23 protein-coding genes are annotated in these 25,464 nt (G+C 71.7%); 8 read left to right on the top strand and 15 right to left on the bottom strand.

Annotated elements, in window-relative coordinates; translation table 11 throughout:
- Positions 1–39 precede the first annotated feature (39 nt).
- Complete coding sequence (locus OG574_RS13165; protein WP_326778455.1) at positions 40–1,425, top strand: amino acid permease; 1,386 nt, start codon at positions 40–42, stop codon at positions 1,423–1,425.
- A gap of 93 nt (positions 1,426–1,518) precedes the next feature.
- Positions 1,519–1,944, top strand: a complete 426-nt coding sequence (locus OG574_RS13160) for an OsmC family peroxiredoxin (protein ID WP_326773375.1) — start codon at positions 1,519–1,521, stop codon at positions 1,942–1,944.
- A 94-nt stretch (positions 1,945–2,038) separates the two neighbouring features.
- Here the strand turns inward: OG574_RS13160 and OG574_RS13155 are convergent, their stop codons facing one another.
- Both OG574_RS13155 and OG574_RS13150 read right to left on the bottom strand, forming a co-directional pair.
- A complete protein-coding gene (locus OG574_RS13155; RefSeq protein WP_326773374.1) occupies positions 2,039–2,899 on the bottom strand; it encodes a helix-turn-helix domain-containing protein in 861 nt (286 codons plus the stop codon).
- A 160-nt stretch (positions 2,900–3,059) separates the two neighbouring features.
- Positions 3,060–3,875, bottom strand: a complete 816-nt coding sequence (locus OG574_RS13150) for a helix-turn-helix domain-containing protein (RefSeq protein ID WP_326773373.1) — start codon at positions 3,873–3,875, stop codon at positions 3,060–3,062.
- 84 nt (positions 3,876–3,959) lie between these two features.
- Between OG574_RS13150 and OG574_RS13145 the strand changes: the two genes are divergently transcribed.
- Entirely contained in the window at positions 3,960–4,265 is a 306-nt protein-coding gene (locus OG574_RS13145; RefSeq protein WP_116507900.1) for a 4a-hydroxytetrahydrobiopterin dehydratase, read from the top strand.
- A 6-nt stretch (positions 4,266–4,271) separates the two neighbouring features.
- A complete protein-coding gene (locus tag OG574_RS13140) occupies positions 4,272–4,985 on the top strand; it encodes a class I SAM-dependent methyltransferase (RefSeq protein ID WP_326773372.1) in 714 nt (237 codons plus the stop codon).
- Between the two features lie 7 nt (positions 4,986–4,992).
- Here OG574_RS13140 and OG574_RS13135 read toward each other — a convergent pair whose 3' ends face one another.
- The 3 genes from OG574_RS13135 to OG574_RS13125 form a co-directional block, all read right to left on the bottom strand.
- Complete coding sequence (locus tag OG574_RS13135; RefSeq protein WP_326773371.1) at positions 4,993–5,982, bottom strand: aldo/keto reductase; 990 nt, start codon at positions 5,980–5,982, stop codon at positions 4,993–4,995.
- A 96-nt stretch (positions 5,983–6,078) separates the two neighbouring features.
- Positions 6,079–6,543 (bottom strand): hypothetical protein, encoded by a 465-nt coding sequence (locus OG574_RS13130; RefSeq protein WP_326773370.1) that lies wholly within the window; start codon positions 6,541–6,543, stop codon positions 6,079–6,081.
- Positions 6,543–7,019, bottom strand: coding sequence for a hypothetical protein (locus tag OG574_RS13125; RefSeq protein ID WP_326773369.1), 477 nt, complete (start codon positions 7,017–7,019; stop codon positions 6,543–6,545). Before OG574_RS13125 ends, OG574_RS13130 begins: the two co-directional genes overlap by 1 nt.
- A gap of 39 nt (positions 7,020–7,058) precedes the next feature.
- On the opposite strand from OG574_RS13125, the gene OG574_RS13120 reads away from it, so the two are divergent.
- Positions 7,059–8,021 (top strand): helix-turn-helix transcriptional regulator, encoded by a 963-nt coding sequence (locus OG574_RS13120; RefSeq protein ID WP_326773368.1) that lies wholly within the window; start codon positions 7,059–7,061, stop codon positions 8,019–8,021.
- Positions 8,022–8,093: 72 nt separating this feature from the next.
- Here the strand turns inward: OG574_RS13120 and OG574_RS13115 are convergent, their stop codons facing one another.
- The 6 genes from OG574_RS13115 to OG574_RS13090 form a co-directional block, all read right to left on the bottom strand.
- Positions 8,094–8,966, bottom strand: a complete 873-nt coding sequence (locus OG574_RS13115) for an aldo/keto reductase (protein ID WP_326773367.1) — start codon at positions 8,964–8,966, stop codon at positions 8,094–8,096.
- Between the two features lie 68 nt (positions 8,967–9,034).
- A complete protein-coding gene (locus tag OG574_RS13110; RefSeq protein WP_326773366.1) occupies positions 9,035–9,820 on the bottom strand; it encodes an ABC transporter ATP-binding protein in 786 nt (261 codons plus the stop codon).
- Complete coding sequence (locus tag OG574_RS13105; protein ID WP_326773365.1) at positions 9,817–12,540, bottom strand: ABC transporter permease subunit; 2,724 nt, start codon at positions 12,538–12,540, stop codon at positions 9,817–9,819. The genes OG574_RS13110 and OG574_RS13105 overlap by 4 nt, the downstream gene beginning before the upstream one ends.
- 12 nt (positions 12,541–12,552) lie before the next feature.
- Positions 12,553–13,809 (bottom strand): ABC transporter substrate-binding protein, encoded by a 1,257-nt coding sequence (locus tag OG574_RS13100; protein WP_326773364.1) that lies wholly within the window; start codon positions 13,807–13,809, stop codon positions 12,553–12,555.
- A 155-nt stretch (positions 13,810–13,964) separates the two neighbouring features.
- Positions 13,965–15,791: an AMP-dependent synthetase/ligase gene (locus OG574_RS13095; protein WP_326773363.1), complete on the bottom strand. Its 1,827-nt coding sequence runs from the start codon at positions 15,789–15,791 to the stop codon at positions 13,965–13,967.
- A gap of 203 nt (positions 15,792–15,994) precedes the next feature.
- Complete coding sequence (locus OG574_RS13090; protein WP_326773362.1) at positions 15,995–17,542, bottom strand: MFS transporter; 1,548 nt, start codon at positions 17,540–17,542, stop codon at positions 15,995–15,997.
- A 123-nt stretch (positions 17,543–17,665) separates the two neighbouring features.
- Between OG574_RS13090 and OG574_RS13085 the strand changes: the two genes are divergently transcribed.
- Positions 17,666–18,640 (top strand): Lrp/AsnC family transcriptional regulator, encoded by a 975-nt coding sequence (locus OG574_RS13085; RefSeq protein ID WP_326773361.1) that lies wholly within the window; start codon positions 17,666–17,668, stop codon positions 18,638–18,640.
- An 8-nt stretch (positions 18,641–18,648) separates the two neighbouring features.
- Here OG574_RS13085 and OG574_RS13080 read toward each other — a convergent pair whose 3' ends face one another.
- Positions 18,649–19,518 carry a LysR substrate-binding domain-containing protein gene (locus OG574_RS13080; RefSeq protein ID WP_116507873.1) on the bottom strand — a complete coding sequence of 290 codons (870 nt, stop codon included), beginning with the start codon at positions 19,516–19,518 and terminating at the stop codon, positions 18,649–18,651.
- A gap of 159 nt (positions 19,519–19,677) precedes the next feature.
- On the opposite strand from OG574_RS13080, the gene OG574_RS13075 reads away from it, so the two are divergent.
- The gene (locus OG574_RS13075; protein ID WP_326778454.1) at positions 19,678–20,691 is read left to right on the top strand and encodes a bile acid:sodium symporter family protein; all 1,014 of its coding nucleotides are present in this window, start codon (positions 19,678–19,680) and stop codon (positions 20,689–20,691) included.
- On the opposite strand, the gene OG574_RS13070 is transcribed toward OG574_RS13075, so the two are convergent.
- The 3 genes from OG574_RS13070 to OG574_RS13060 all read right to left on the bottom strand — a co-directional run bounded on the left by OG574_RS13070 (position 20,627) and on the right by OG574_RS13060 (position 24,910).
- Positions 20,627–21,877 carry a hypothetical protein gene (locus tag OG574_RS13070; protein WP_326773360.1) on the bottom strand — a complete coding sequence of 417 codons (1,251 nt, stop codon included), beginning with the start codon at positions 21,875–21,877 and terminating at the stop codon, positions 20,627–20,629. The two genes, OG574_RS13075 and OG574_RS13070, sit on opposite strands and share 65 nt — an antisense overlap.
- A gap of 9 nt (positions 21,878–21,886) precedes the next feature.
- Positions 21,887–23,851: an exo-alpha-sialidase gene (locus OG574_RS13065; RefSeq protein ID WP_326773359.1), complete on the bottom strand. Its 1,965-nt coding sequence runs from the start codon at positions 23,849–23,851 to the stop codon at positions 21,887–21,889.
- Positions 23,852–23,986: 135 nt separating this feature from the next.
- Entirely contained in the window at positions 23,987–24,910 is a 924-nt protein-coding gene (locus tag OG574_RS13060; RefSeq protein WP_326773358.1) for a quinone oxidoreductase family protein, read from the bottom strand.
- A 94-nt stretch (positions 24,911–25,004) separates the two neighbouring features.
- Between OG574_RS13060 and OG574_RS13055 the strand changes: the two genes are divergently transcribed.
- Complete coding sequence (locus tag OG574_RS13055; RefSeq protein WP_326773357.1) at positions 25,005–25,451, top strand: MarR family winged helix-turn-helix transcriptional regulator; 447 nt, start codon at positions 25,005–25,007, stop codon at positions 25,449–25,451.
- Positions 25,452–25,464 lie beyond the last annotated feature (13 nt).

The raw sequence follows: 25,464 nt of genomic DNA, 5'->3' as shown, positions 1-25,464 counted from the left end.
ATCCCGGTCGGCGCCCGCACGAGAGAGGCGCACCACCCCATGCCCCACACCGGAACCGTGACGAAGCCGGCTCCGGCCCCGCAGCACGAAGAGCTCCCCAGCAAGCACGCCCGCCGCTTCGGGCTCCCCATCGCCACCGCCCTCGTGATGGGCAACATCATCGGCGGCGGCATCTTCCTGCTCCCGGCCTCCGTCGCCCCCTTCGGCAGCATCAGCCTCGTCGCGTTCGGCGTCCTGACCGTCGGAGCCATCGCGCTCGCGCTCGTCTTCGGCCGCCTCGCCCACCGCCATCCGCAGACCGGCGGACCCTACGTCTACGCGCGCGAGGCGTTCGGCGACTTCGCCGGGTTCCTGGCCTCCTGGTCGTACTGGATCACCACCTGGGTGTCGAACGCGGCGCTCGCCGTGGCCGCCGTCGGCTACCTCGACGTGCTCCTGCCCATCCACGGCTCCACGTTCTGGACCATCGTCGCCGCGCTCACCGTCCAGTGGCTGCCCGCCCTCGCCAACCTCGCGGGCACCCGCTACGTCGGCGCGGTGCAGCTCGTGTCGACCGTCCTGAAGTTCGCGCCGCTGCTCCTCGTCGCCGTCGGCGGCCTGTTCTTCTTCCACGCCGACAACCTCGGACCGTTCCGGGCGAGCGGCGACTCCCCGCTCGGCGCCGTCTCCGCGTCCGCCGCGATCCTGCTCTTCAGCTACCTCGGCGTCGAGTCCGCCTCGGTCAGCGCCGGCGAGGTCCGCGACCCCGAGCGCAACGTGGGCCGCGCCACCGTCCTCGGCACCGGCCTCGCCGCCCTCCTCTACCTGCTGTGCACCCTCGCCGTCTTCGGGACCGTCGCCCACGACCGGCTCGTCGAGTCCAGCGCGCCCTTCTCCGACGCCGTCAACGCCATGTTCGGCGGCACCTGGGGCGGTACCGCCGTAGCCATCGCCGCGCTCGTCTCCATGCTCGGTGCCCTGAACGGCTGGACGCTCCTGAGCGCCCAGACCCCGTACGCCGCCGCCAAGGACGGCCTGTTCCCCGCGGTGTTCACCAAGAAGAAGCGCGGCATCCCGACCGCCGGCGTCCTCGTCGCCGTCACCCTCGCCTCGCTCCTGACCGTCTACAACTACACGGCGGGCTCGGCCGGGGTCTTCGAGACGCTCGTCCTCGTCACCACGTTCACCGCGACCGTCCCCTATCTCCTCGCGACCGCCGCCCAGATCTACTTCCTGCTGTCCGGACAGGGCCACCGCGTCAGCGGCCCGCGCCTGGCCCGCGACCTGGTGCTCGCCCTCGCCGCGTTCGGCTTCTCCCTGTGGCTGGTCGGCGGCGCCGGATACGCGGCCGTCTACCAGGGCGTCCTGTTCCTCTTCGCCGGAGTCCTCGTCTACGCGTGGATGGCGGCCCGCAAGAAGCGCACCGCCGCCGACGCCACCGACTGACCCCTGCCCCGTGCGCATTCCGGCCATAAGCGGTCCGGGTGTGGTCGGATGGTGCCCAACGCCCCGACGGGCACCCGACTGAAGGGAATCACCGTGGCTACCACGCGCTCCGCGCACACCGTGTGGGAAGGCGATCTGCTCAAGGGGAGCGGCCTCGTCACCTTCGACTCGTCCGGCATCGGCCAGCAGCCCGTGTCCTGGGCCTCCCGCGCCGAGCAGGCCAACGGCAAGACCAGCCCGGAGGAGCTGATCGCCGCCGCGCACTCCAGCTGCTTCTCGATGGCCCTGTCCAACGGTCTGGCGACCGGCGGCAACCCGCCCACCAAGCTCGTCACGTCCGCGGACGTCACGTTCCAGCCGGGCGAGGGCATCACCGGCATTCACCTCACGGTCGAGGGCACGGTGCCAGGGCTCGACGAGGCCGGATTCGCCGCGGCGGCCGAGGACGCCAAGAAGAACTGCCCGGTGAGCCAGGCGCTCACCGGCACCACGATCACCCTCACGGCGAAGCTCACCTGAGGGCGCACGCGCAGCCTTCACGTGCCGCGGCCCCGCAGCGACGGGCCCGCGGCACTGCTGTCATCACGCGTCGCCGGTCACCCCACGCCGCGTGTCAGAGCGCGTCGCGCTTTTTCCGCAACAGCTCCACCGTGTGCTCCGCGGACGCCGCCTGCGCCGCGATGTGGTCGAGCACCTCCAGATGGGTGCCCACCTCTTCCCGGCCGTCCAGATAGAGCGCGCCCGTGACGTACTCGCTGAAGACCATGTCCGGCAGCTCGCGCACCGGGAACCGGAACAGCGTGAACGGGCCGAACGTCCCCGGGTGCGGGCCCGCAGTGAACTCGGCTATCTGGAGCGTCACTTGAGGCAGTTCGGTGGCCTCTATGAGCCGGTCGAGCTGGTTGCGCAGCACCTTCGGACCGCCCGGCGGCCGGCGCAGCACCGTCTCGTCCATCACGACCCACAGATGAGGCGCGTCCTCACGGGTCAGCAGCGCCTGCCGGGCCATCCGCAGCGTCACATGGCGTTCGAGTTCCCCGGGCTGCGTGCGGCCGACGGTGCCCGCGTCCAGGACGGCCCGCGCGTACTCCTCCGTCTGCAGCAGCCCCGGCACGAAGTGCGGCTCGTACGACCTGATGAGCCCGGCAGCGCTCTCCAGGCTCACGTACAGGCTGAACCAGTCGGGCAGGATGTCGTGGAACCGCTGCCACCAGCCCGGCAGATTCGCCTCCTCGGCGAGCCCGACGAACGCCTCGGCCTCCTGACCCGGCACCCCGTACAGCTCCAGGAGCATCTGTACGTACGGGATCTTGAGGGCGACCTCGGCGGTCTCCATGCGGCGGATCGTCGCGCCGGTGACGCGCAGGGCGCGGGCGGCCTCGTCGCGGTTGAGCCCGGCCGACTCCCGCAGTTCCCGCAGACGTCTGCCCAGAACCACCTGACCCACGGTCGGCGCGGGCCGCCGTTCACTCACGTCACGTCTCCCCACGTGCCGGGCGGCGAGCGGATTCGGGAGCCGGTGCGCTCCCAGCCGCGGCACTGCGCGCACTGAACATGTGCGCGAGCCGCGTGAACGGTACCAGTGTGATGAGCGGCCTGCCCACTACCGCGCGGATCCGGCCGCGAGGCCCCGACTACGGCTCCAGCGACCGCAGATACTTCGCCGTCGCCGGGTCGGCCGGCAGGAACGTCTCGATCGCGAGCTCGGCCACCGTCACGTCCATCGGGGTGTTGAACGTCGAGATCGACGACACGAACGACAGGACCTGCCCGTCGTGCTCGATCACCATCGGCAGCGCGAAATACGGCACCGCCTCGCCGCCCTCCCCGTCGTCGTCAACGGCGTCCCTGTCAACCACCGGGTACGCCTTGACCTCGTCGTACACCGCGCGCAGCGCCTCCGAGCGGTCCAGCGCGATCTGCCGCTCCATCTGCGCCAGGAGATGCCCCCGCCACTCGCGCAGATTCCGGATCCGTGGTGCGAGGCCCTCGGGGTGCAGGGTGAGCCGCATCGCGTTGAGCGGCGGGGCCAGCAGCGACTCGGGAATCCCCTCCATCAGCATCGCGATGCCCCGATTGGCGGCGACCACCGTGTACGTCGCGTCGACGACCAGCGCCGGATACGGCTCGTAGCCGTGCAGGAGCCGGTCCAGGCCCTCCCGCAGTGCTCCCATCGACGGGTCGTCGAGCGGGGTCTCCGCGAACCGCGGCGCGTAACCCGCCGCGAGCAGCAGCGCGTTGCGCTCCCGCACCGGCACGTCCAGATGCTCCGCGAGCCGCAGGACGAGCTCCTCGCTCGGCCGCGACCTGCCCGTTTCCACGAAGCTGAGATGCCGGGCGGACGAGTCCGCGCGCAGGGCGAGCTCCAGCTGGCTCACCCGCCTCCGTTCCCGCCACTCGCGCAGCAGAGGACCGATTCCGGACTGGCGAGCACGCGTGGCAGTCGTCATGCCACGACCGTAGCCGAGGGGCGCGCGGCACCACCCTTGTGGGACGCTGGAACTCCTCGCACATCACAGGGAAAGGACCTGGTCATGCCCTTGGAGCCGCTGTCCCAGAAGGAGATCGAGGACCGTCTCGCCGAGCTGCCCGGATGGAGCGTGGCCGATGACAGACTCACCCGCACCTACCGCCTGGCCAACCACTTCGCGGCCACGGCCCTCGTCGTGCACGTCGCGCAGATCCAGGACGAGCTCGACCACCACTCCGACCTCACCCTCGGCTACAACACGGTCGACGTGTCCGTGAACACCCACAGTGTGGGCGGCGCGATCACCCACCTCGACTTCGGCCTCGCCCAGCGCGTCCAGGAGATCGCCCCCACCCACGGCGCGAGCTGACCGCCGGTGCTGGACTACGACAGGGAAGCCGCGGTCTACGACGCGACCCGCGGCGGCATACCCCGCGCCCGGTCCGCCGCCGAGGCCGTGCTCGGCCTCGTGCCGCCCACCGCCCGCACCCTCCTCGACCTGGCCTGCGGCACCGGGCTCGTCACCATGCGGCTCACCCGGCCGGGCCTGCGTCCCGTCGGCATCGACCTCGCCCCCGGCATGCTGCGCGCCGCGGCGCCCCGCCTCGACGGCGCCGCCGTCCGCGGCGACAGCCGCCAACTCCCGTTCCGCAGCGCCTCCGTGGACGTCGTGACCGTGATCTGGCTGCTGCACCTGCTGCCCGACGCGCGCCCCGTCATAGCCGAGGCCGCCCGCGTCCTGCGGCCCGGCGGCGTCCTGGTGACCACCGTCGACAAGGCCGCCGCCCACGACGTGGGCAGTGACATCGACACCCTCGTGGCCCCCTACCGCGGCCGCCTCCCCTCCGACGCGGCCGCACGCGTCGCCGCCCACGCCGCAGGCCACGGACTGCGGCCGAGCGGCGAGGCCCGGTTCCCCGGACACGGCCAGGGCCGCACCCCGAGGCGCCTCGCCGACGACGTTCGCCGCGGCAGGGTCTACGCGGCCGGGGGCGCCGCGCTCGCCGACCTGATCGCGGCGCTCCCCGACCCCGAACTCCCGCGCGCAGACCCGGAGTTCACCGTGCACGCCTTCACGCGTCACGCCTGACGCGAGATCAGTGCGCCGCGTCGAGACGGGCCCGCTGATCCACCGTCAGCTCCAGGTCGACCGCCGCCAGGCTCTCGTCGAGCTGGGCCACCGACGACGCGCCCACCAGAGGGATCACCGGGATCTCGCCGTCGATGAGCCAGGCGAGAACCACCTGGTTCACCGTGGCGTCGGCCTCCTTCGCCACGTCGCGCAGCGCGGCCAGCCGTGCCGGCGTGCCCGGATGGTCGTACTCGGCGCCCAGCGGCTTGTCGTCTCGCACATACGCGCCCGCGAGCAGCGGCGAGTACGCCACGAGCGCGAGCTTCTCGCCCTCGGCCCGCACATAGCTCAGGAGCTGGCCGTCGACCAGGCCCTGGCTGCCGTCCGGCGACAGATCCGCCGGCAGATCCGTGCGCGGCCGCAGATAGCTGTGCCGGTACTGCAGCACCTCGTACCCCGGCAGCCCCGCCCGCTCGGCGATCTCCCGCGCCCGCTCCACCTTCCACGCCCAGTGGTTGCTGACCCCGAGCAGTCCGACGCTGCCCTCGGCGACCAGATCCGCGAACGCCTCGACGGTTTCCCGGAGTTCGACCTTCGGGTCCTCGATGTGCGCGTACAGCAGATCGAGCCGCTCCATCCCGAGCCGCTCCTTGCTGCCCTCCACGGCCCGCCGGATCGCCGCGGCGGACAGGCCCTCGGGGTTGTCGACGTACCCCGTGCCGGCGGCCAGCGGGCTCGCCCCCAGCTTCGTCGCGACGACGATCTCGTCCCCGACGCCCCGGCTGCGCCGCCACCGGCCGAGCACGCCCTCGCTCTCCCCGCCCCGGCTGCCCGTGTGCCAGAACGCGTAGTTGTCCGACGTGTCGACGAACGTGCCGCCCGCCGCCACATACCGGTCGAGGATCGCGAACGACGTCTCCTCGTCGGTCCGCGTGCCGAACAACATCGCGCCGAGACTCAGCACACTCACCTCACGGCGGGTGGCCGGATCGGCGCCGATCGTACGGAACTTCATGACGGGTCCCTCCCGTGCCCGGCGCGGATGCCGGGCCACGGGAGGGAGTCTCGGCGTTGAAGCGCACGCGAAGTCAAGGCGCGACGCGGAACCGGGTCAGGCGCGACGGGTGAACGCCATCGTCCAGTTCGACAGCCACGTGTCCCCGCCGTCCAGCGAGAAGAACTGCTCCCAGTGCGCCGCCGTCGCCGAGATCCCCGACCAGACGAACCGCACCCGGACGTCCTTGCCGGCATGGGTGTCGTCGCCCTCGAAGACGCCCCGACCGTCCCCGTCGAAGCGGCCGATGACCGGCGGGAACAGGACGCCCGTACGGCTGGACGACCAGTTCAGCGACCACGTAGCGGCCGCGCGGTCGAAGAGCCGCAGCGTGAGCCCCTTGAAGCCTTCCGTGGGGCAGTCCATCTCGTCGATGTTCGCCGCGCCGTCGAACAGGCTCCAACAGCGGTTCGTCGCGGCGAACTCCTCCCAGCCGCTGTCCGCGTCGAGGAAGTCCGTGCGCCTGCGGTGGGCCACGTCCCAGTCGCCGAAGAAGAAGTCGAAGTCGTGCGCGGTGCTCATCAGCGGTCTCCCGTGGTGCCGTCGGCGATTGAATCGGCCAGATATCCGTCGAGGTCCGGGGCGTTCGGGGCCAGCATGTGCCGAACCCACGCATCGCGTTCGTGCAGCACCGGCGGCAGCTCCCACACACAGCCGATCCACGGCAGATCGAGGATCACGAACCGCGTCGGATCACTGTCGGGACAGCCGATCACCGGCTGCCCCGCCGCCGCACCCCGGAAGTGCAGAACGTTGTCCCACACCCAGCTGTACGCGTTGATGTACGCCCCGTCGTCACCGCCGCGGTGCAGCACGACGAACGTCGCCGGAGGCGTCCCGTCCGGCTCCGGAAGCAGCTCCGGCAGCATCGCGTACGCCGCCTTCTCCACCTCCGGCGCGATCCCCGCCGGATCCGCGCTCACGTGATAGCGCTTCACGCGCCGGCCCGCCACCTCGACGGGCGGCAGTGCCCACAACAGTTTCTCCTCGAAAGCCATGGCTGGAAGCTACGGCCACTTCACTGACATCCTGTGTCAGTGAAGTCCAGCCGACTGGTGTCCGTCCTGCTGTTGCTCCAGGCCCGCGGCCGGATGACCGCCGCCCAGCTCGCCGCCGCCCTCGATGTCTCCGTACGCACCGTGTACCGAGACATCGACTCCCTGCACGCAGCCGGCGTACCGCTCTACGGCGACGCCGGGCACGCCGGCGGATACCGGCTCATCGACGGATACCGCACCCGCCTCACCGGCCTCACCACCGACGAGGCCGAAGCCCTCTTCCTCGCCGGAGCACCCGGACCCGCCGCCGAACTCGGCCTCGGCCCCGTACTCGCCGCCGCCCAGCTCAAGGTGCGCGCCGCGCTCCCCGCCGAACTGCGCGCCCATTCCGAACGCATCAGCGCCCGCTTCCACCTCGACGCCCCCGGCTGGTACGCCGACGAGGACGACGTCCCCCACCTCCCGGCCGTCGCCACCGCCGTCTGGAACAGCCGCGTCCTGCACGTCCGCTACCGGCGCTGGCGCGCACCCACCGATGTCGAACGCCGCCTCGAACCGTACGGACTCGTCCTGAAGGCGGGCCGCTGGTACGTGATCGCCTCCGCCGGAACGGGAGACCCCCGGACCTACCGCGTCGACCAGATCCTCCAACTCCACGTCGGCGACGAGCAGTTCGAGCCGCCGGCGGACTTCGAGCTCGCCGCGTACTGGCGCGGCTACCAGGACGACTTCCACGGCCGCCTGCACAGCGGCGACGCCGTCGTACGCCTGGCCCCGGGCGCAGCCGACCGGCTGCCGGGCCCCGCCCTGCGCGAAGCGGCGCACGCCACCGCCCGCCCGGAACCCGACGGCTGGACCAGGGCGGTCGTCCCCATCGAGTCCGTCGACCACGCCCACGACGAGTTCCTGCGCCTCGGCGCCGGCATCGAGGTCCTGGAACCGGCCGAGCTGCGCCACCGCATCCGGGCCACGGTCGAGGCGCTGGCCGTCCTCTACACCTGAACCAAGGCCTCACACACGTGTGCCCCGCCTCCGGACGGAGACGGGGCACACAGTGCCGTACGCGTGGAGCGATCAGGCCATGTCGAACGTCGCCGGGTCGGGACCCAGGCGACGGTCCTCGTTCAGCGCGCTGATCGCGGCGATGTCCTCGACGTCCAGCTCGAAGCCGAACACGTCGATGTTCTCCACGATCCGCGACGGCGTCACGGACTTGGGGATCACGACATTGCCGAGCTGGACGTGCCAGCGCAGCACGATCTGAGCCGGCGTACGCCCGTGCTTCTGGGCGATCGCGACGATCGCGGGGACCTCCAGAAGGCCCTTGCCCTGACCCAGCGGCGACCAGGCCTCCGTGGCGATGCCCTGCTCCGCGTGGAACTCACGCGCGGCGCGCTGCTGGAGGTGCGGGTGCAGCTCGATCTGGTTGACCGCCGGGATGATCGACGTCTCGCCGAGGAGGCGCTCCAGGTGCTCCGGAAGGAAGTTGGAGACACCGATCGCCTTGGCGCGGCCGTCCGCGTAGATCTTCTCGAAGGCCTTGTACGTGTCGACGTAGCTGTCCTTCGAGGGCAGCGGCCAGTGGATCAGATACAGATCGAGGTAGTCGAGACCCAGCTTGTCGAGGGAGGCGTCGAAGGCACGCAGCGTCGCGTCGTAGCCCTGGTCGGCGTTCCACAGCTTCGTGGTGACGAAGAGCTTCTCGCGGGCGATGCCGGAGGCGGCGATGGCCTTGCCGGTGCCCTCCTCGTTGCCGTAGATCGCGGCGGTGTCGATGCTGCGGTACCCGGCCTCCAGGGCCGTCGCGACAGCCTTCTCGGCCTCGGCGTCCGGCACCTGCCAGACGCCGAAACCGAGCTGGGGCATCTCGACGCCGTTGTTCAGGATGATCGGGGGGACCTTGCTCACGAGCTCTCGATCCTTCGCGTTGTCGGTTGGTACTCCCATCGTCAACGATCACGGCCCGGGACGCATTCCCGTTCACGTCGTGTTCACAGGGGCGCCCCGGGCCCCGCTCACCCGGCCGAACCGAGATAGGCGTCCCGCACGGCCGGGTCGGCGCGAACCGCCGCCGGCGTCCCCTCGGCCAGCACGGTTCCGAGGTCGAGGACGACTATGCGGGAGCACAGGTCCATGACGAAGGCGACGTTGTGCTCGACGAGGAGCACGGCGCAGCCCTGTTGGTCCGACAGATGACGGATGACAGTTTTCAGCTGACAGATTTCATCATCTGTCATCCCGGAGGCGGGCTCGTCGAGCAGCACCACCCGCGCCCCCTCAACCCCCGCCCTGGCCAGTTCCACCATGCGTGCCTGGCCCACGGGGAGCGCCCCCGCGTACTCCCCGGCCAGCGCGTCGAGGCCACACGCGCGCAGCATCGACGCCCCCTGCTCGCGGCGTCGGCGCTCGTACGTCCGTCTGGGGGGCGCCGCCAGCAGGTCGGCGGCCAGCCCGCCTCCGCCGCCCCGCCACTCCTGCGCCACCAGCAGGTTGTCCGCGACCGTGAGCTGGCCGAAGAGCTGCTGGCGCTGGAACGTGCGGCGCATCCCGTGACGGGCCCGCCACACGGGTGAGCGGCGCGTGATGTCCTCGCCGTCCAGCAGGACGCGGCCCTCGTCGGGGCGCCGGATCCCGGAGACGACGTCGAAGAACGTGGTCTTGCCCGCGCCGTTCGGGCCGATGAGCCCGCACACCTCGCCGGGGCGCAGCGTCAGGCCGACCCCTGCGAGCGCGCGGATCCCGCCGAACCGGACGCCGACCCCGGCGGCTTCGAGCACGGGTCCCTCCATGGTCCCGCTCATGGCCGCACCGCCCCTTCTTCTTCCGCGTCCTGTGCCGTGTCCGGTCCGCTCGCGGCGAGACCCAGGTAGGCCTCGGTGAGCCGGTCGGCCCGCACCTCGGCGCGCGGGCCGCACCACGAGACGCGGCCCCGGTCGAGGTACGCGACGGTGTCCGCGACGCCGAGGATCTCGGTGGCCTTCTCCTCGACGAGGAGCAACCCCGTTCCGGCGTCGCGGAGTTCGGTGAGCAGCCGGAAGACGTCCTCGACGATGCGCGGCGCGAGACCGAGGGACGGCTCGTCGGCGATGAGGACGCGGGGCGGCTCCTGGAGGAGCGGGGCGAGGGCGAGCAGCTGCTGTTCACCGCCGGAGAGTGCGCCCGCGGTGACGTCGCGGCGGGCGGCGAGCCCGGCGAAGCGCTCGTACACGGCCTCGCGCGCGTGCTTGTCGGGGAGGTGCAGGGTGAGGTTCTCCTCGATGGTGAGGGCCGGGAAGATGCCGCGTCCTTCGGGGGCGAGGAGTACGCCGGCCCGCGCCCGGCGGACGGGGCCCTCGCGTGTGACGTCCCGCCCGGCGACGTAGACCTGCCCCCGCAGAGGTGTGAGGAGTCCGGCGGCGGTACGGCACGTCGTGGACTTCCCGGCGCCGTTGGGGCCGAGGAGGGCGACGATCTCGCCGGGGTGGACGGCGATGCCGACCCCGTGCAGGACGGGCGCGCCGTCGTATCCGGCGTGCAGGCCGCGCAGTTCGAGTACCGGTGGGGCGCCGCTGCCGGGCGGAGGGGCCGGTGTCCGGCTCGCTGCTTCGACGACAGGGACTCCCGCCCCCGGCTTCGTGCTCCTGCGCCTGTGGCGTCGTACGGAGATCGCCGCGCAGTACCCGTCCGGGTCGTTGGCGAGTGCGAGGCCCGCCAGGCCGAACAGGACGACCGGCAGATGGACGGAGTCCGTGACGTAGTCCGCGACGAGGTGCGGCACGATCGCGTAGACGAGGCCCGCGACGACCGCGAACTGCGGGCGCCGTACCCCCGCCGCGACGACGACCGCGAGCCAGATCAGGCCCGTCATCGCGGTGAAGTCGGTAGCGGTGATACGGGTGTTGTACGACGCGTACATCACGCCCCCGAAGCCCGCGAGACCGGCCGAGAGGGTGAAGAGGAGGAGTTTGGTGCGGACGACGGAGACGCCGGAAGCCATCGCGGCGGCGGGCGCCGAGCGCACGGCGAGCATGGCGCGGCCCGAGGGGGAGTTCCGCAGTGCGCCGAGGGCGGCCACGACGGCCGCGCACAGGACGACCATCGCGACGCCCATCGCCCGGTCGTCGCTCAGGTCGACGGGTCCGAAGACGGGGCGCGGGATCTCCCAGCCGGTGTCGCCGTTCCTCAACCAGCCCATCTGGAAGAGGACTTGGTCGGCGAGGAAGGCGAGGGCGAGCGTGGCGAGGGCGAGGGTGCGGCCGCCGAGGCGTAGCGCAGGCAGCGCGACGAGCGCTCCGAGGAGGGCCGCTACGCAGGTGCCGGCGAGAGCCGCCGCGATGAACGGCCAGCCGTGGCTCATCAGGAGCCCGGCCACGAGCGCCGCGCCGGTCACGAACGTGGCCTGCGCGAGGGACACCATCGCGCCGAGCCCCGTCACGACGGTGAAGGAGACGAAGACCAGGGAGAGGGCGAGGCCCTGGGCGAGGATGCCGCTCCAGAACGGGGTCGTCACCGTGTAGAAGGAGGCCGCGAGCAGCACGGCGGCCACCGCCCATGGCCCCCACTTCCGTGTCCAGGGGCGGCCCGCGAGGTAGTCGACGGGCGGCGCGTCGGCGGCAGCCGTCCCCGCCGTGCGCTGTCGCCGGGTGAGCAGCAGCAGTCCGGCGAAGAGGATCAGGAACGGGACCGCGGTACGGAACCCCGTGATGCGTTCGGCGAAGGACGAGTAGCCGGCGACGAGGTTCTGCAGGACGCCGAGGCCGAGTCCGCCCGCGAACGCGAGGGGCACGGACGCGAAGCGCCCGAGGACCGCTGCGGTAGCCGACACGAACAGGAACAGCGTGAAGTCGTGGGCGGACAGGCCGAGCAGTGGTGTGGCGAGGACGCCGGCGAGGCCCGCGAGGCCGGACGACAGCATCCACGCCACGGTGGAGAGCCGGTCGGCGCTCATGCCGCGCAGTTCGACGAGTGAGCGGTTGTCGACGGCGGCCCGCAGGCGCAGGCCGAGGGTGGTGTGGCGCATCAGGATCCACAGGCCGAGCGCGACCGCGGCGGTCGCCACCCACGTGATCAGCTGGTCGGAGTCGATGCCGACGCCGTCCATCAGCTGCCAGTTCTTCGCGGGGCTGGGGCCGACGCCCGGCAGCCCGAACTGGTTCTCGGCGGGCTTGACGGACACGCCCGCGTCGTCGAGCAGTTCCACCACCCACAGGCCGAGCGCGGGCAGCGCCACGAGCAGTCCGATGGTCGCGACGATCTGCGCTGTCTCGCCGACGCGCGCCAGCTTGCGGAACATCAGCCGGTCAAGTCCCCAGCCCAGCAGGGGAGATGCGACACACACGAGGAGGAGCGCGGTCGGCACGGCGGGCCAGCCGAGGCCGGAGTGGAGCTCGTAGAAGGTGAGCGCGCACAGGTAAGCGGTGGCGCCATGGGCGAAGTTGAAGAGGCCGGAGGCCGAGTAGGACAGGACGAGGCCGGTGGCGAGGAGCGCGTACAGCGCACCCGACACGAGCCCGCTCAGCACGAAGGCCAGCAGGTCGGACATGCGGGGCGCCCCCTACTTGAACGGGATGGGCTCGTAGCACTTGAAGAGTGACGAGACGTGGTACGCCCCGTCCTTGAGCTGGACCAGGGCGCCGCAGCCGAACGACTCCTTCTGCCCCTTGGGCAGGGCACGGTCGCCGACCATGGTGCCGGTGTCGGAGAACCCGTCCGCGGCCTTCTGGAAGGAGGCGACGGTGAGGTCCCGGCCGGCCTTCTGCGCGATGGAGAGGAAGAGGTCGGCGGACATGTAGCCGGTCATCATGTGCATGTTGAGCGGCACGTCCTTCCCGCCCGACGCCTTCTTGATGTCGGCCTTGAACTGCTTCATCGCCGCCGTCCGCGTCTCGAACGGCTCGAAGGTCAGCAGGATGTGCACCCCGTCGAGCGCCTCCTTCGTCGCGCTCTTGGCGAGGAGCCCCGGGTCGTAGTCGGTCGGGTCGGTGAGGACGCCGCGGTACCCGGAGCGCTTGACGGCGGTGAACAGGCCGATGTTGTACGGGGTCTGCATGACGGAGACGACGATGTCGGGTGCCTTGCCGCCGTCGCTGCGCAGGATCTCCTTGGTGTACGCCGACCAGTCGCTCGGCACCGACGTCGCGGGTACGGACGACTTGGCGTAGGTGACCTTGTATCCGGCGGACGCGAAGCTCTGCTTGTAGGTGCGGATGGCGAAGGTGCCCGCGTCGTTGTCGTTGGCGAGGATGGCGACGGTCTTCCCCTTCGCGCCGTGCGTGACCTGCTTGAGGCCCTCGGGCCAGGTCTGCGAGATGGTGCCGCCGGGCATCGGGACCATGCAGCCGCCGAAGCCGTAGATGTAGGTGGGTCCGCAGAAGGACGGGAGCGTGCCCCAGCCGAAGGTGGGGACCTTCTGCTTCTGGAGGAAGTCGGCGCCGGAGAAGGTGACCGAGCTCATCGGGGAGATCGCGAACACCTTGTCCTGCTGGACGAGTTTGCGGGCCGCGGCGAGGTTCTTGGCCGGGTCCTGGCCGTCGTCCTCCGCGCCCAGGTAGTCGATCTTCCTGCCGTTGATCCCGCCCTCCGCGTTGGCACGGGCGAAGCGGGCCTTCGCGCCGAGGTCGGTGTCCTTCTTGCTGTAGCCGCTGGCGGTCGTCATCGAGACGATGCCGCCGACCTTGATGGCGTCATCCGTCACTCCGCGTACCGAACTCCCCTTGCTGTCAGGGGAGGTGCCGGTTGCCGCGGAGTTGCAGGCGGTGGCGAGCAGCAGTGCCGCCACAGTGGCGGTGATGGCGCGGACAGTTCGCGACACGATGGGCCCCCTCCGTCGAGTGAGGGTGATTCTGTGTGCGACCTGATGAACCGTCAATAACTGACGCATCGGTAATTGATGAACCGTCAGAAACGGTTCGCGGCCGGGTCAGGGCCTTGTGGCGGGGTTACCGTCGGGAACGTACCGGCGCGCGATCAGCCCCGGTACAGCGCCTCGACCTCCTCCGAGTAGGCCGTCTCGATCGCCTTCCGCTTGAGCTTCAGGGACGGCGTGAGCAGCCCGTGCTCCTCGGTGAACTGGTAGGCCAGTATCCGGAACGTACGGATCGACTCGGCCTGCGAGACCAGAGTGTTGGCCGCCACGACGGCCCTGCGCACCTCGGTCTCCAGGTCCGGGTCGTGGACCAGCTGGGCGGGCTTCAGCGGCGGCTTGCCCCGCATGTTCAGCCAGTGCTCGACGGCCTCGGCCTCCAGCGTGACGAGCGCGGCGATGTACGGGCGGTCGTTGCCGACGACGATGCACTGGGCGACCAGCGGATGGTCGCGCACCCGCTCCTCCAGCTGCTGCGGCGAGACGCTCTTGCCGCCGGAGGTCACGAGGATCTCCTTCTTGCGGCCGGTGATCGTCAGATAGCCGTCCTCGTCGAGCGAGCCGAGGTCGCCGGTGGCCAGCCAGCCGTCGTGCAGGGTGGCGTCGGTGGACTTCGGGTCGTTGAGGTACCCCTGGAAGACATTGCTGCCGTACAGCCAGATCTCGCCGTCGTCGGCGATGTGGACCGTCGTGCCGGGGATGGCCTGGCCGACCGTGCCGTAGCGGGTCTGCTCCGGCGGGTTCGCGGTCGCCGCTGCCGTGGACTCGGTGAGCCCGTAGCCCTCGTAGATCGTGACGCCGGCGCCCGCGAAGAACAGGCCCAGGCGGCGGTCCATGCCGGAGCCGCCCGACATGGCGTGCCGCACCCGGCCGCCCATCGCCTCGCGGACCTTGGAGTAGACGAGCTTGTCGAAGATCGAGTGCTGCATGCGCAGCGACGCGGACGGTCCGGGGCCGGTGCCGAAGGCCTTGGCCTCCTGTGCGTCCGCGTACTTGACGGCGCACTCGACGGCCTTGTCGAACGGCCCCGACTTGCCGTCCTTCTCGGCCTTGCGGCGGGCCGCGTTGAAGACCTTCTCGAAGATGTACGGCACGGCGAGGATGAACGTCGGGCGGAACGACTGCAGGTCGGGCAGCAGGGCCGCCGCATTGAGCTGGGGCTGGTGGCCGAGCTTCACGCCGCCGCGGATCGTGGCGATCTGCACCATGCGCCCGAAGACGTGCGCGAGCGGCAGGAACAGCAGGGTCGAGGCCTCGTCGCCGCGCTTGGAGTGGAACACCGGCTCCCAGCGGCTGACCATCGTGTCCGACTCGAACATGAAGTTCGAGTGGCTGATGACGCAGCCCTTGGGGCGGCCCGTGGTGCCCGAGGTGTAGATGATCGTGGCGACGGAGTCGGGGGTGACGGCGCGCCGGTGGCGGTGCACCACCTCGTCGTCGATGTGGGCGCCGGACTCGATGAGTCGGGGCACGGGATCGGAGTCCAGCTGCCACATCCGGCTGAGCGTGGGCAGACGGTCGATGACGGTGGCGATCGTCATCGCGTGGTCCTCGTGCTCCACCATCGCGGCCGACACCTGGGCGTCGTGCAGGGTCCAGAAGACCTGCTCGGCGGAGGCCGTCGGGTAGATCGGCACGACCTGGGCGCCGATCGTCCACAGCGCGAAGTCGAAGAGGGTCCACTCGTAGCGGGTCCTCGACATGATCGCGACGCGGTCGCCGAAGCGGACGCCTTGCGCGAGCAGCCCCTTGGCCAGCCCGAGCACTTCGTCACGGAACTCGGCGGCCGTCACATCGAACCAGCGGCCCGCGTCGTCCTTGCGGCCGAGCGCGACGCGCAGCGGATCCTCGAGGGCATGGTCGAACACGGCGTCGGCCAGGCCGCCCACCGGCAGCACCGACGCCAGAGGAGGATTGGTGAACTCGCGCAATGTTGCTCCTTGTGGCGCTCCGCACAGCGCCGGTGACGGTACCCCACCGCGCGCCCCGGCGGGAGGGGTCCAAATGGGCCGGAGCGCGCGGAATATGCACTGGTCAGCCGGTGAAATACGGCCACAAGGGGAAGCGCCGGACAGAATTCTTACGGTTCAGTAAGTTTCGGTGGCGTAATCTCCACGGAATCTGTACGGGGCGATTACCGGGGGTCCGCTGCGGGCTTTTTGGGCGGACTGGTCGCTTCCGATTTCTCCACGGACGGTTCACGACCGTCCCCGCCGGCCGCGACGGCGGTCGCCCCCGGCGGACGATGGGACGCCCGCGGCGCCCTCACCAGCGCAAGGACCAGCACCCCGGCGACGAGCGCCGCACAGCCCGCGACCACGGACGCCGTGTTCAGCCCCGACGCGAAGGCCACCCGCAGCGCGTGTTCCGGGACCACCCCGTCCAGGGCCCGCGCCCCGCCGCCCGCGAGCGTGTGCGCGGCGCCGTGCGACAGGGAGTGCTGCATCGTCGACGTCAGAACGGTGCCGAGGACCGCCACCGCCAGCGCGTAGCCGAGCTGCCGGAACGTGTTCACCGCGCCGCCCGCCATGCCCGCGCGCTCCGGCTCCACCGCTGCGAGCGCGGCGCCCGCGATCCCCGGCGAGACGAACCCGGTCCCGACGCCGACCAGTACGAGGCCGGGCACGAGTGCCGTCCACGTCGAGCCCGGGTCGAGGACCGCCTGGCAGAACAGCCCGGCCGCGATCAGGAGGAGGCCGCCGCCGATGGTGAACCGGGCCGGCACCCCGTGCAGCAGCCGCCCGCCGACGACCGCCACCACGACCGAGGCGCCCGACATGGTCAGGAAGACCAGGCCGCCGTGGACGGGGCTCATGCCGAGCAGGGTCTGCAGCCAGATCGAGGTGTAGGGGACGACGCCGAACGCGGCGCCGTTGAACGCGAGCGCCCCCGCCATCACCCCGACGAACGCCGGCTTGCGCAGCAGGGCCAGGTCGAGCAGCGGATGCGCGCTGCGCCGCTCGACCACGACGAACGCGACCAGCGCGAGCGCCGCCACCAGGAACGCGGCCGTGGTCCCGGCCGACGCCCACCCCTGCGATCCGGCCCGTACGACCCCGTACGTCGCCGCCCCCGCGAAGCACGCGAACGCCGCCGTGCCCGCCCAGTCGACCCGCCGCCCGCGCGGCCCCCGCGACTCGGGCACCACCCGCAGCGTCAGCCACACCGACACCACGCTCACCGGCAGATTGATCCAGAAGATCCACCGCCAGCCGGGCCCCTCCGTCATCACGCCGCCGAGCACGGGGCCGATCGCGGCCGCGCCGCCGCTCACCGCGCCCCACACCCCGAGCGCCGCCGAGCGCCGCTTGCCCTGGTAGACGGAGCCGAGCAGCGGAAGCGTCGTCGCGAACATCGCCGCGGCGCCCACCCCCTGCACCATCCGCGCCGCCACGAGCATCCCCGGCCCGCTCGCGAGACCGCAGCCCAGCGACGCCACCGCGAACAGCGCCACGCCCGCCACATGCACCCGGCGCCGGCCGAGTATGTCGGCGGCGGCCCCCATGCCGAGCAGCAGCGCGGCGAGCGCCAGCGCGTAGCCGTCCATCACCCACTGCAGATCGCTCAGCGACGCGTGCAGGCTGCGCGCCATGTCGGGCAGCGCCACGACGACGATCGTCACGTCCAGCAGCAGCATGAACGTTCCCAGACAGACCGCGGTCAGCGGCCCCCATGTACGCATCCTCAACAGCTCCTCGCCCGATGCCTTACCGATGTCAGGCTCGTACGATGAGCCGCGCACGGCGGATCCCGGTGATCAGCGGCCGAGGATCGAAGAAATCCGACATCAGGAGCGCGCAAGCCGATGGAATCCCCTCCCTTCGACGAGCTGGACCTGAAACTGCTCCAGGCCCTCGAGGTCGACGGCCGCGCCTCCTTCAGCCGGATCGCGGCCGTCCTCGGCGTCTCCGACCAGACCGTCGCCCGCCGCTATCGCAAGCTCGTCGCCGAGGGCGGCCTGCGGGTCGTCGGACTCCAGGACAGCCTGCGGCTCGGCCGCGACCACTGGATGCTGCGCCTGCGCTGCGCCCCCGAAGGTGCCGAGGCCATCGCCACCGCCCTGGCCCGCCGGCCCGACACGACCTGGATCGGCCTCACCTCGGGCGGCACGGAAGTCGTCTGCATGATCGTCCCGCGCACCCAGGGCGACCACGACGACCTGCTGCTCGGCAAGCTGCCGCGCACCCCGCACATCGTCGAGATCCGCGCCCTGCAGATGCTGCACCGCTTCTTCGGCGGGCCGGCCGGCTGGCTCGTCAAGCACGGGCCGCTCACCGCGGACCAGGTCGCGGCGCTCGGTCCGCCTCCGCAGCCCACCGGGGACCCCGTCCCCATCACCCCCGACGACGCGCCCCTGACCGCCGTACTCAAACGCGACGGCCGCGCCGGGTACCCCGAACTCCAGCGCGCCACGGGCCGTTCGGAGTCGGCCGTGAAGCGGCGCCTCGACCAGCTCATCGCCTCGGGGTCCCTCTACATCGACATCGAGTACGACAGCGCACGCCTCGGCTACACCAACGCCGCCGTCCTCTGGATCACCGCGGCCCCCGCCTCTCTCGACACCGTGGGCCGTGCACTCGCCGGGCACCGGGAGATCGCCTACGCCGCCGCGACCGCCGGCCCCTCGAACCTGGTCGTCACCACCGTGACCCGGGACACCGCGGACCTGTACGCGTACATCAGCGGCAAGCTCGGCCGGCTCGAGGGCGTCCAGCACGTGGAGACGTCGCCGTTCATGCGACGGGTCAAGCAGCTCACGTACCAGCCACCCATCCGCTAGCGCCCCCGCTAGCGGTTGCGGTGCAGCCGGTCACCCCCGTCGAGGATCGCCTGGGCCAGCGCCTGCGCCGCCTCGCCCTGCGCGCGGCCGTGCCGCGGGCCGTGCAGCAGCACGAAGTCCACCTCGCCCAGCTCCGGCAGCCCCGCCCGCTCCGGTACGCGGACCAGGCCGGGCGGGATCAGGCCGCGCGAGTGCGCCATCACGCCGAGGCCCGCCCTGGCCGCCGCGATCAGGCCGTTGAGGCTGCCGCTGGTGCAGGCCACGCGCCAGGCGCGCCCGTGCCGCTCAAGGGCTTCCAGGGCCAGGGCGCGCGAGATGCCGGGCGGCGGGTACACGATGAGCGGCACCGGGCGGTCCGGGTCCAGGCGCAGGCGCTCCGCGCCGATCCACACCAACCGGTCGTGCCACACGGACTCGCCGCGCGGGTCCTCCGGCCGCCGTTTGGCGAGGACCAGGTCGAGCTTGCCCGCGTCGAGCTGCTCGTGGAGCGTCCCGGACAGCTCGACCGTCAGCTCCAGGTCCACCTCGGGGTGGTCGTGCCGGAACGCCTCCAGGATCTCGGTGAGCCGGGTCAGGACGAAGTCCTCCGACGCCCCGAAGCGCAGCCGCCCGCGGAGCCGCGTGCCCGTGAAGAACGCCGACGCCTGCTCGTGCACCTCCAGGATCCGGCGCGCGAAGCCGAGCATCGCCTCGCCGTCCTCCGTGAGCTCCACCGTGTGCGTGTCCCGGGTGAACAGGGTCCGCCCGGTCGCGTCCTCCAGGCGCCGCACGTGCTGGCTGACGGTGGACTGGCGCAGGCCGAGGCGACGTGCGGCCTGCGTGAAGCTCAGCGTCTGGGCCACCGCGAGGAACGTACGCAGCTGCGAGGGGTCGTACATGCCCCCGACCCTACCCGCGGCCATCGCGAAACATGATGACAGTCAGTGCGGTATGCAGGATTCCCGATCGCGGTGATCAGGAGGACGATGGAGAGGGCACGACCTGAACCGACAGCAAGGAACATGGAACCCGTGAAACGCCTGACTTGGCCGTCCTGGATGCCGGTCGACCCCTACATCCTGGCGCTCATAGGGACGGTGGGCCTCGCGGCGCTCCTGCCCGCGCGCGGTGGTGCGGCCGACGTCGCGTCCGGCGCCTCGACCACCGCCGTCGCGTTCCTCTTCTTCCTCTACGGGGCGCGCCTGTCGACCCGCGAGGCACTCGACGGGCTCAGGCACTGGCGGCTCCATGTGACCGTCCTCGCCGCCACGTTCGTCGTCTTCCCGCTCCTCGGCCTCGCGGCCCGCGGCCTCGTCCCCGTGGTCCTCACACCGTCCCTCTACGACGGCCTGCTCTTCCTCACCCTCGTGCCCTCGACGATCCAGTCGTCGATCGCCTTCACCTCCATGGCCCGCGGCAACGTGCCCGCGGCGATCTGCGCGGGCTCCTTCTCCTCGCTGGCCGGCATCGTCATCACGCCGCTGCTCGCGGCGGGGCTGCTCGGCAACAGCGGCGGCGGGTTCTCCGCGGACTCCCTCGTCAAGATCGTGCTCCAGCTGCTCGTACCGTTCCTCGCCGGGCAGTTCCTGCGCCGCTGGGTCGGCTCCTTCATCACGCGACACAAGAAGGTCCTGAGCTACGTCGACCGCGGCTCGATCCTCCTCGTCGTCTACACCGCGTTCAGCGAGGGCATGGTCCAGGGCATCTGGCACCAGGTCAGCGCGGTGCGCCTGGGCGGGCTCCTCGCCGTCGAGGCGGTGCTGCTCGCCGTGATGCTGGCGGTCACCTGGTACGGCGGCAAGGCGCTCGGCTTCGGGCGCGAGGACAGCATCGCGATCCAGTTCGCCGGGTCGAAGAAGTCCCTGGCGGCCGGACTGCCCATGGCGAGCGTCCTGTTCGGGGCGCACGCGTCCCTCGCCGTGCTGCCGCTGATGCTGTTCCACCAGATGCAGCTCATGGTGTGCGCGGTGATCGCCAAGCGCCGGGCGCGCGACCCCCTGGATCAGGTCAGCGCGGGCGAGCGAGCCGCAGCGCCACGAACCGCGGCCGGTACAGCGACACGTTCCGGCTGACCTGTGCCTGCGCGGTGGCGGGCGCCGCGTCCAGCCAGTTGACGTCGTAGCTGAGCAGCAGGCGCCCGTCACCGCCGCCGAGCGCGGGGTGCGCCTGCGGGTTGTACGCGGCCGTGTCCTGCCGGAGCGCCCCGTCCGGCGGCAGCGGCGCCTCGAAGCCCTTCCCGGGACCGTGCCAGGGCCCGGTCGGCGCGCACGCCCAGTAAGAGGTGACGCGGGTCAGGCCCGCGGTCCCGGCGGCCATCGTGAACAGGACGTACGTACCGCCGTCGTGCACGACGGTGAACGCGCTGCCGACCCCGCGCCGTTCACCGTCGCCGAGAACCGCCCGCGGCCGGGCAGCGCGCGTCCAGCGCGAGCCGTCCCAGTAGCGCCACGCCCCCGGCTCGGCGAGCCGGCCGCGCGGCACGCGCGCGACATAGGCGCGGTGCGTGGCCCCCTGCCCGTCGTCACCGCCGAACACGTACGTCCGTCCGCCCCGGTCGACGGCCGTCGTGCCGAACAGGACGCGCCGCGCCGGGTCCGGCACGCCCCGCTGGTCGAGGACCGTCGCGACGCTCTCGACGCGCAGGCCGGGCAGGGACAGCGTGGCGACCTCGGTGGCGGCGGGCATGCCGTAGATCCAGGGGCCCGTCCCCGTCGTACGGGTCCACAGCAGGACGCGGACGACCCGCTCGGCGGAGCCGGGGGAGCGGGGCTCGACGCGGGCCGCGACCGGCCAGCGCCACTGCTGCGGCGCCGGGTCGGGGAACAGGGGCGCGGGGAGCGTGCGCTCCAGGGTGCCCGAACGGCCCATCACCACGGCCGAGTTGCGCACGAACGGCGCCGACATGTCGCGCCAGGCATGGGGCTGGCCCGCCGGGTTGGGCGGCGCGTGCACCTGTCCCAGATAGGTGTCGGAGAACAGCCACAGGACCCGCCCGTCCGGGAGCCTCACCGAGTGCGTGCCGTCGCCTCCCGTCCAGTCGTCGCCCCGCGAGGCGTCGTCGCCGTAGCGGGCGAACGCGCCCGTGAGGCCGGGGTCGGCGGACCACGAGGCGATGCCGCGCGCCGCGCACGGGCGATCGCCCTCCCGGTCGTCGTCCGGGAGGGCGGTCAGCAGGGCGGCGGCGCACACCAGGGCGACCAGCAGGCCGAGACCCGCTCCCAGGCTCCTGCGGCGCACCGCCTCCGTGTCCGCGGGCACGCTGGGACGTTAGTGGCCCCCGCGCACCCGGTCCATGGGCAGCCACAGGACGGTGTCCGGGGTCACAGTGGCCACCGGGGTGTTGAGCTCCTCGTCGCTCAACGCCCGGTCCTGGAGCCGGACTTCGTCGATCGCGCCGGTGAAGTGCGCCCGGCTGTCCATCCGTTCGCCCACGTGCACGCCGAACGGCGAGTTGCGGCTGACGGAGCCCGGCACGTCGGGCGTGCTGACCGACGTCCCGTCGACGGAGAGCGTCAGCTGTCCTCCCCCAAGCTCTCGGCTTCGCTCGAGCAGGGAGGTACCCCCATCGCGTCGCAGTACGGCGTGGTGCCACTGGCCGTCGTTGTAGGCGCCTGTGGTGCGCACCGACGCGGACCGCGGGGCCGCGGCGCCGTCCCGCGTGGTGATCAGGCCCGTGATGCGGTTGCTCGCAGGCTCGGCGCGCAGCCACACCTGCGGCTGCGTGGTGCCGATGCCGCCCATCCACAGCAGCGGCTGCTCACCGGTCGTGGCGGAGTAGCGGAACCACAGCGACGCGGTGAAGTCCTTGGTGCCGAGCGGCAGTCGGTCGCTGTACGGGAGCCGTACCGCGTCGTCCGTCCCGTCGAAGGAGAGCGCCCCGCCGAAGCGGCCTGCCGTCGGGGAGGCGCCGCCTAGCACGGCCGCGTCCCGCGCGTGGCGGGCCCGGTCCTCCGTCGTCGGGTCCGCACCGCGACGCGGCGTCAGCCAGTCCTCGGTGAAGCGCGCGAAACGGATCTCGTCGCGCGCGTCGACCGCGCCGCCCTCATACATGAGGCCCACATGGTCGTGGGTCGCCTGCACGAGGTCCGAGTAGCCGGACCAGTCGGTCGTCACCACGGTCGAGCGGTCGAAGCTGTCCCAGGTCCGCCCGCCGTCGTACGAGGAGCGGATGGTCATGGTCCGGCGCCGGTCGGGGTCGCCGGGGCAGGCCAGCAGCAGCCGGTTGCCGGTGCGCAGGACCGAGCCCTGCACCTGGGGGGTGTAGAGGTCGGGGAGCGTTGTGAAGCGCCGCGTGAACGAGTCGCCGCCGTCCCGGCTCCAGGTGTGCGTGCGGTGACCGAGGTCGGTGCCGTCCTGCTCGCGCCCCGACACGTACAGAGTGCCGCCGGGCAGTTCGGCGAGGGTCATCTCGGACGGCTTCTGCCGGAAGGTGCCGTCGTCCGCGATCGGCCACGAGTCCTTCGCGCCGACCCGCCAGTGCCTGCCGCCGTCGTCGCTGACCATGAGCGCGGCGTGGTTCGCGGTGACGCGACTGCCGTTCCAGGTCTCGGCGTTGACGGTGAAGACGAGCCGCCCGCGGTGGCGCCCCTGGGTGAGCTGGAGGCCGTGCACCGGCCCCGTCGCGTACCAGGAGTTCCAGTCCTTCGGCATGATCTCGTCGCTCAGGTCGCGCGGCGCCGACCAGGTGCGGCCGTCGTCGTCGCTGTACTGGAGGTGCGGGGTGCGGTCGCAGGGAATGTCGCAGTTCTTTCCGTCCGTGCGGCCGGTGTTGTACGTCTCCGCGAGCACGATGCGGCCCGTCCTGAGGTCGACCACGGGGGCGGGGTTGCCGTGTGTGTCACCGGCGCCCTCGTTGACGACCTGGAGCGGGCTCCAGGTGCGGCCGCCGTCCTCGGACCGCTTGACGACGATGTCTATGTCGCCCGCGTCGGAACAGTCGTTCGTACGCCCCTCGGCGAAGGCGAGCAGCGTCCCCTGCTTGGTCTTCACGACGGCCGGAATTCGGTAGCAGGCATACCCGGGATCCTGGGAAGCCCTGAAGAGGACCTGCTGCTCGAACGGCGGCTCCGTCGAGGCTGCTTGGGCCGCTCGGGCCGCGGTGGCCTGGGTCGCTTGTGCCGCGCGCGCCGGCTCGGCGGCCTGCGCGGGCAGTGCGGCTCCCGCGGCGACTGCGAGCAGCGCGACGACGGACGTGCCCAGGGATCTCAGACGTACACGGAGACTTGACGGCATGGTGCTGCCACCCTTCAACGGCTCGTGTCAAGGCTGATGTCACGGCTCATGCGTCTGGACATTCAGACATCCCACGTCCAATGTCCGGGCCACAGACGCTACTTGGGACGCTCGGCACGCCACAAGCACCGTGCATCAGGGGATCAGGACGACCTTGCCCAGATTGGCGCGCCCCTCGATTGCCTCGTGGGCCCGCGTCGCGTCCTCCAGGGCGAACTCCGCGTGCACCACGGGCCGCAGAGCCCCCTCGAAGAACAGTCGCCACAGCTCTGCGCGCCACCGCTCGTACGTCTCGGGCTTCCCGCGCGCGATGAGCGCCATCTGGAAACCGATCACGGACTTGGCCCCGACGAGGAGGTCGTACGCCTCGACGGTGCCGCCGCCCGAGCTGTACGCCACGAGCCGCCCGTGCGGCGCGAGCGCCTTCAGGCCCGGCGTCAGCAGCTCGCCGCCCACCGCGTCCAGGACGTAGTCGACGGGCTCGCCCCAGGTCTCGTCGTCGTACGTCACGACGCCGTCGGCACCGAGTCCGCGGACGAACTCCGCCTTGCCGGGGTCCGACACCGCGGCTATGACCCGAGTGGCGCCGCTCGATGCCGCGAGTTGCAGGGCCAGATGGCCGACCCCGCTCGCCGCCGCCGTGACGAGCGCCGCCTCGCCCGGCTCGGGGCGTGCGGCCTGCAGCGCGCCGTACGCCACGAGCCCGCTGCGGACCAGGGCCACCGCGTCGGTGGCACTCGCGCCGTCCGGCACCGGTGACGCCATGGCGACGTGCAGGAGCGCGTGGTCGGCGTAGCCGTGCCCGAAGACGAGGCCCGTGACGCGGTCGCCGACGGCGTACTCCGTCACGCCGGCACCCACGGCCGCCACTGCGCCGGCGACCTCGCCGCCGAGCGGGATGGGCTCGCGCGGTTCCCGCACCTTGCGGACGACGGGCAGCGTGACGCCGATCGCCTCGGTGTGGACGAGGAGTTCACCGGGTCCCGGCTCGGGGACGGGCGCCTCTTCCAAGAACAGAACGCCGGGACCACCGCTGTGTTCGTAACGGACGCGCCGCATCGGCACACCGCCTTCCCGGGGTGGGGATCGTTGGGAGCGCCAACGATACTCAGATTCATTGGGAAGTCCAACGGTTCTTGGCTAAACTGCTCCCATGTCCGAGAACCCGCCCGCCCTGGGCGTCATCCGTACCCTCCCCAGCTGGCGCCTGGGCCGCGCCGCGGAGCGCGGGCGGGGCCTCGTCGCCGACGCGCTAGCCCGCGAGGGCCTGAAGATGTGGCACCACGTGGTCCTGTGCGCGGTGACGGACCTGCAACCCGTGGCCCAGGCCGACCTGGTACGCAGCGTCTCGCTCGACCCCAAGGACATGGTCGGCGTCCTGAACGACCTCCAGGACGCGGGCCTCGTCGTCCGCACACCCGACCCGAAGGACCGCCGCAAGAACGCGGTCACGGTCACGGACAAGGGCAGCGCGACGCTACGGCGGTGCGCTGCGGCCGCCCAGGACGCCAACGGCGCGCTCCTGGCGCCGCTTTCGGCCAGGGAGCGCGTCGCGTTCATGGACATGCTGGAGCGGATATCCGGCGAGCCGGGCACGTAGCAAGGAGGGATGG

It is taken from the genome of Streptomyces sp. NBC_01445 (genome assembly GCF_035918235.1).
GTDB lineage: Bacteria > Actinomycetota > Actinomycetes > Streptomycetales > Streptomycetaceae > Streptomyces.
The sequence above is the reverse complement of the archived record's forward strand: the minus strand, read 5'-3'. Positions and strand labels throughout refer to the sequence as shown.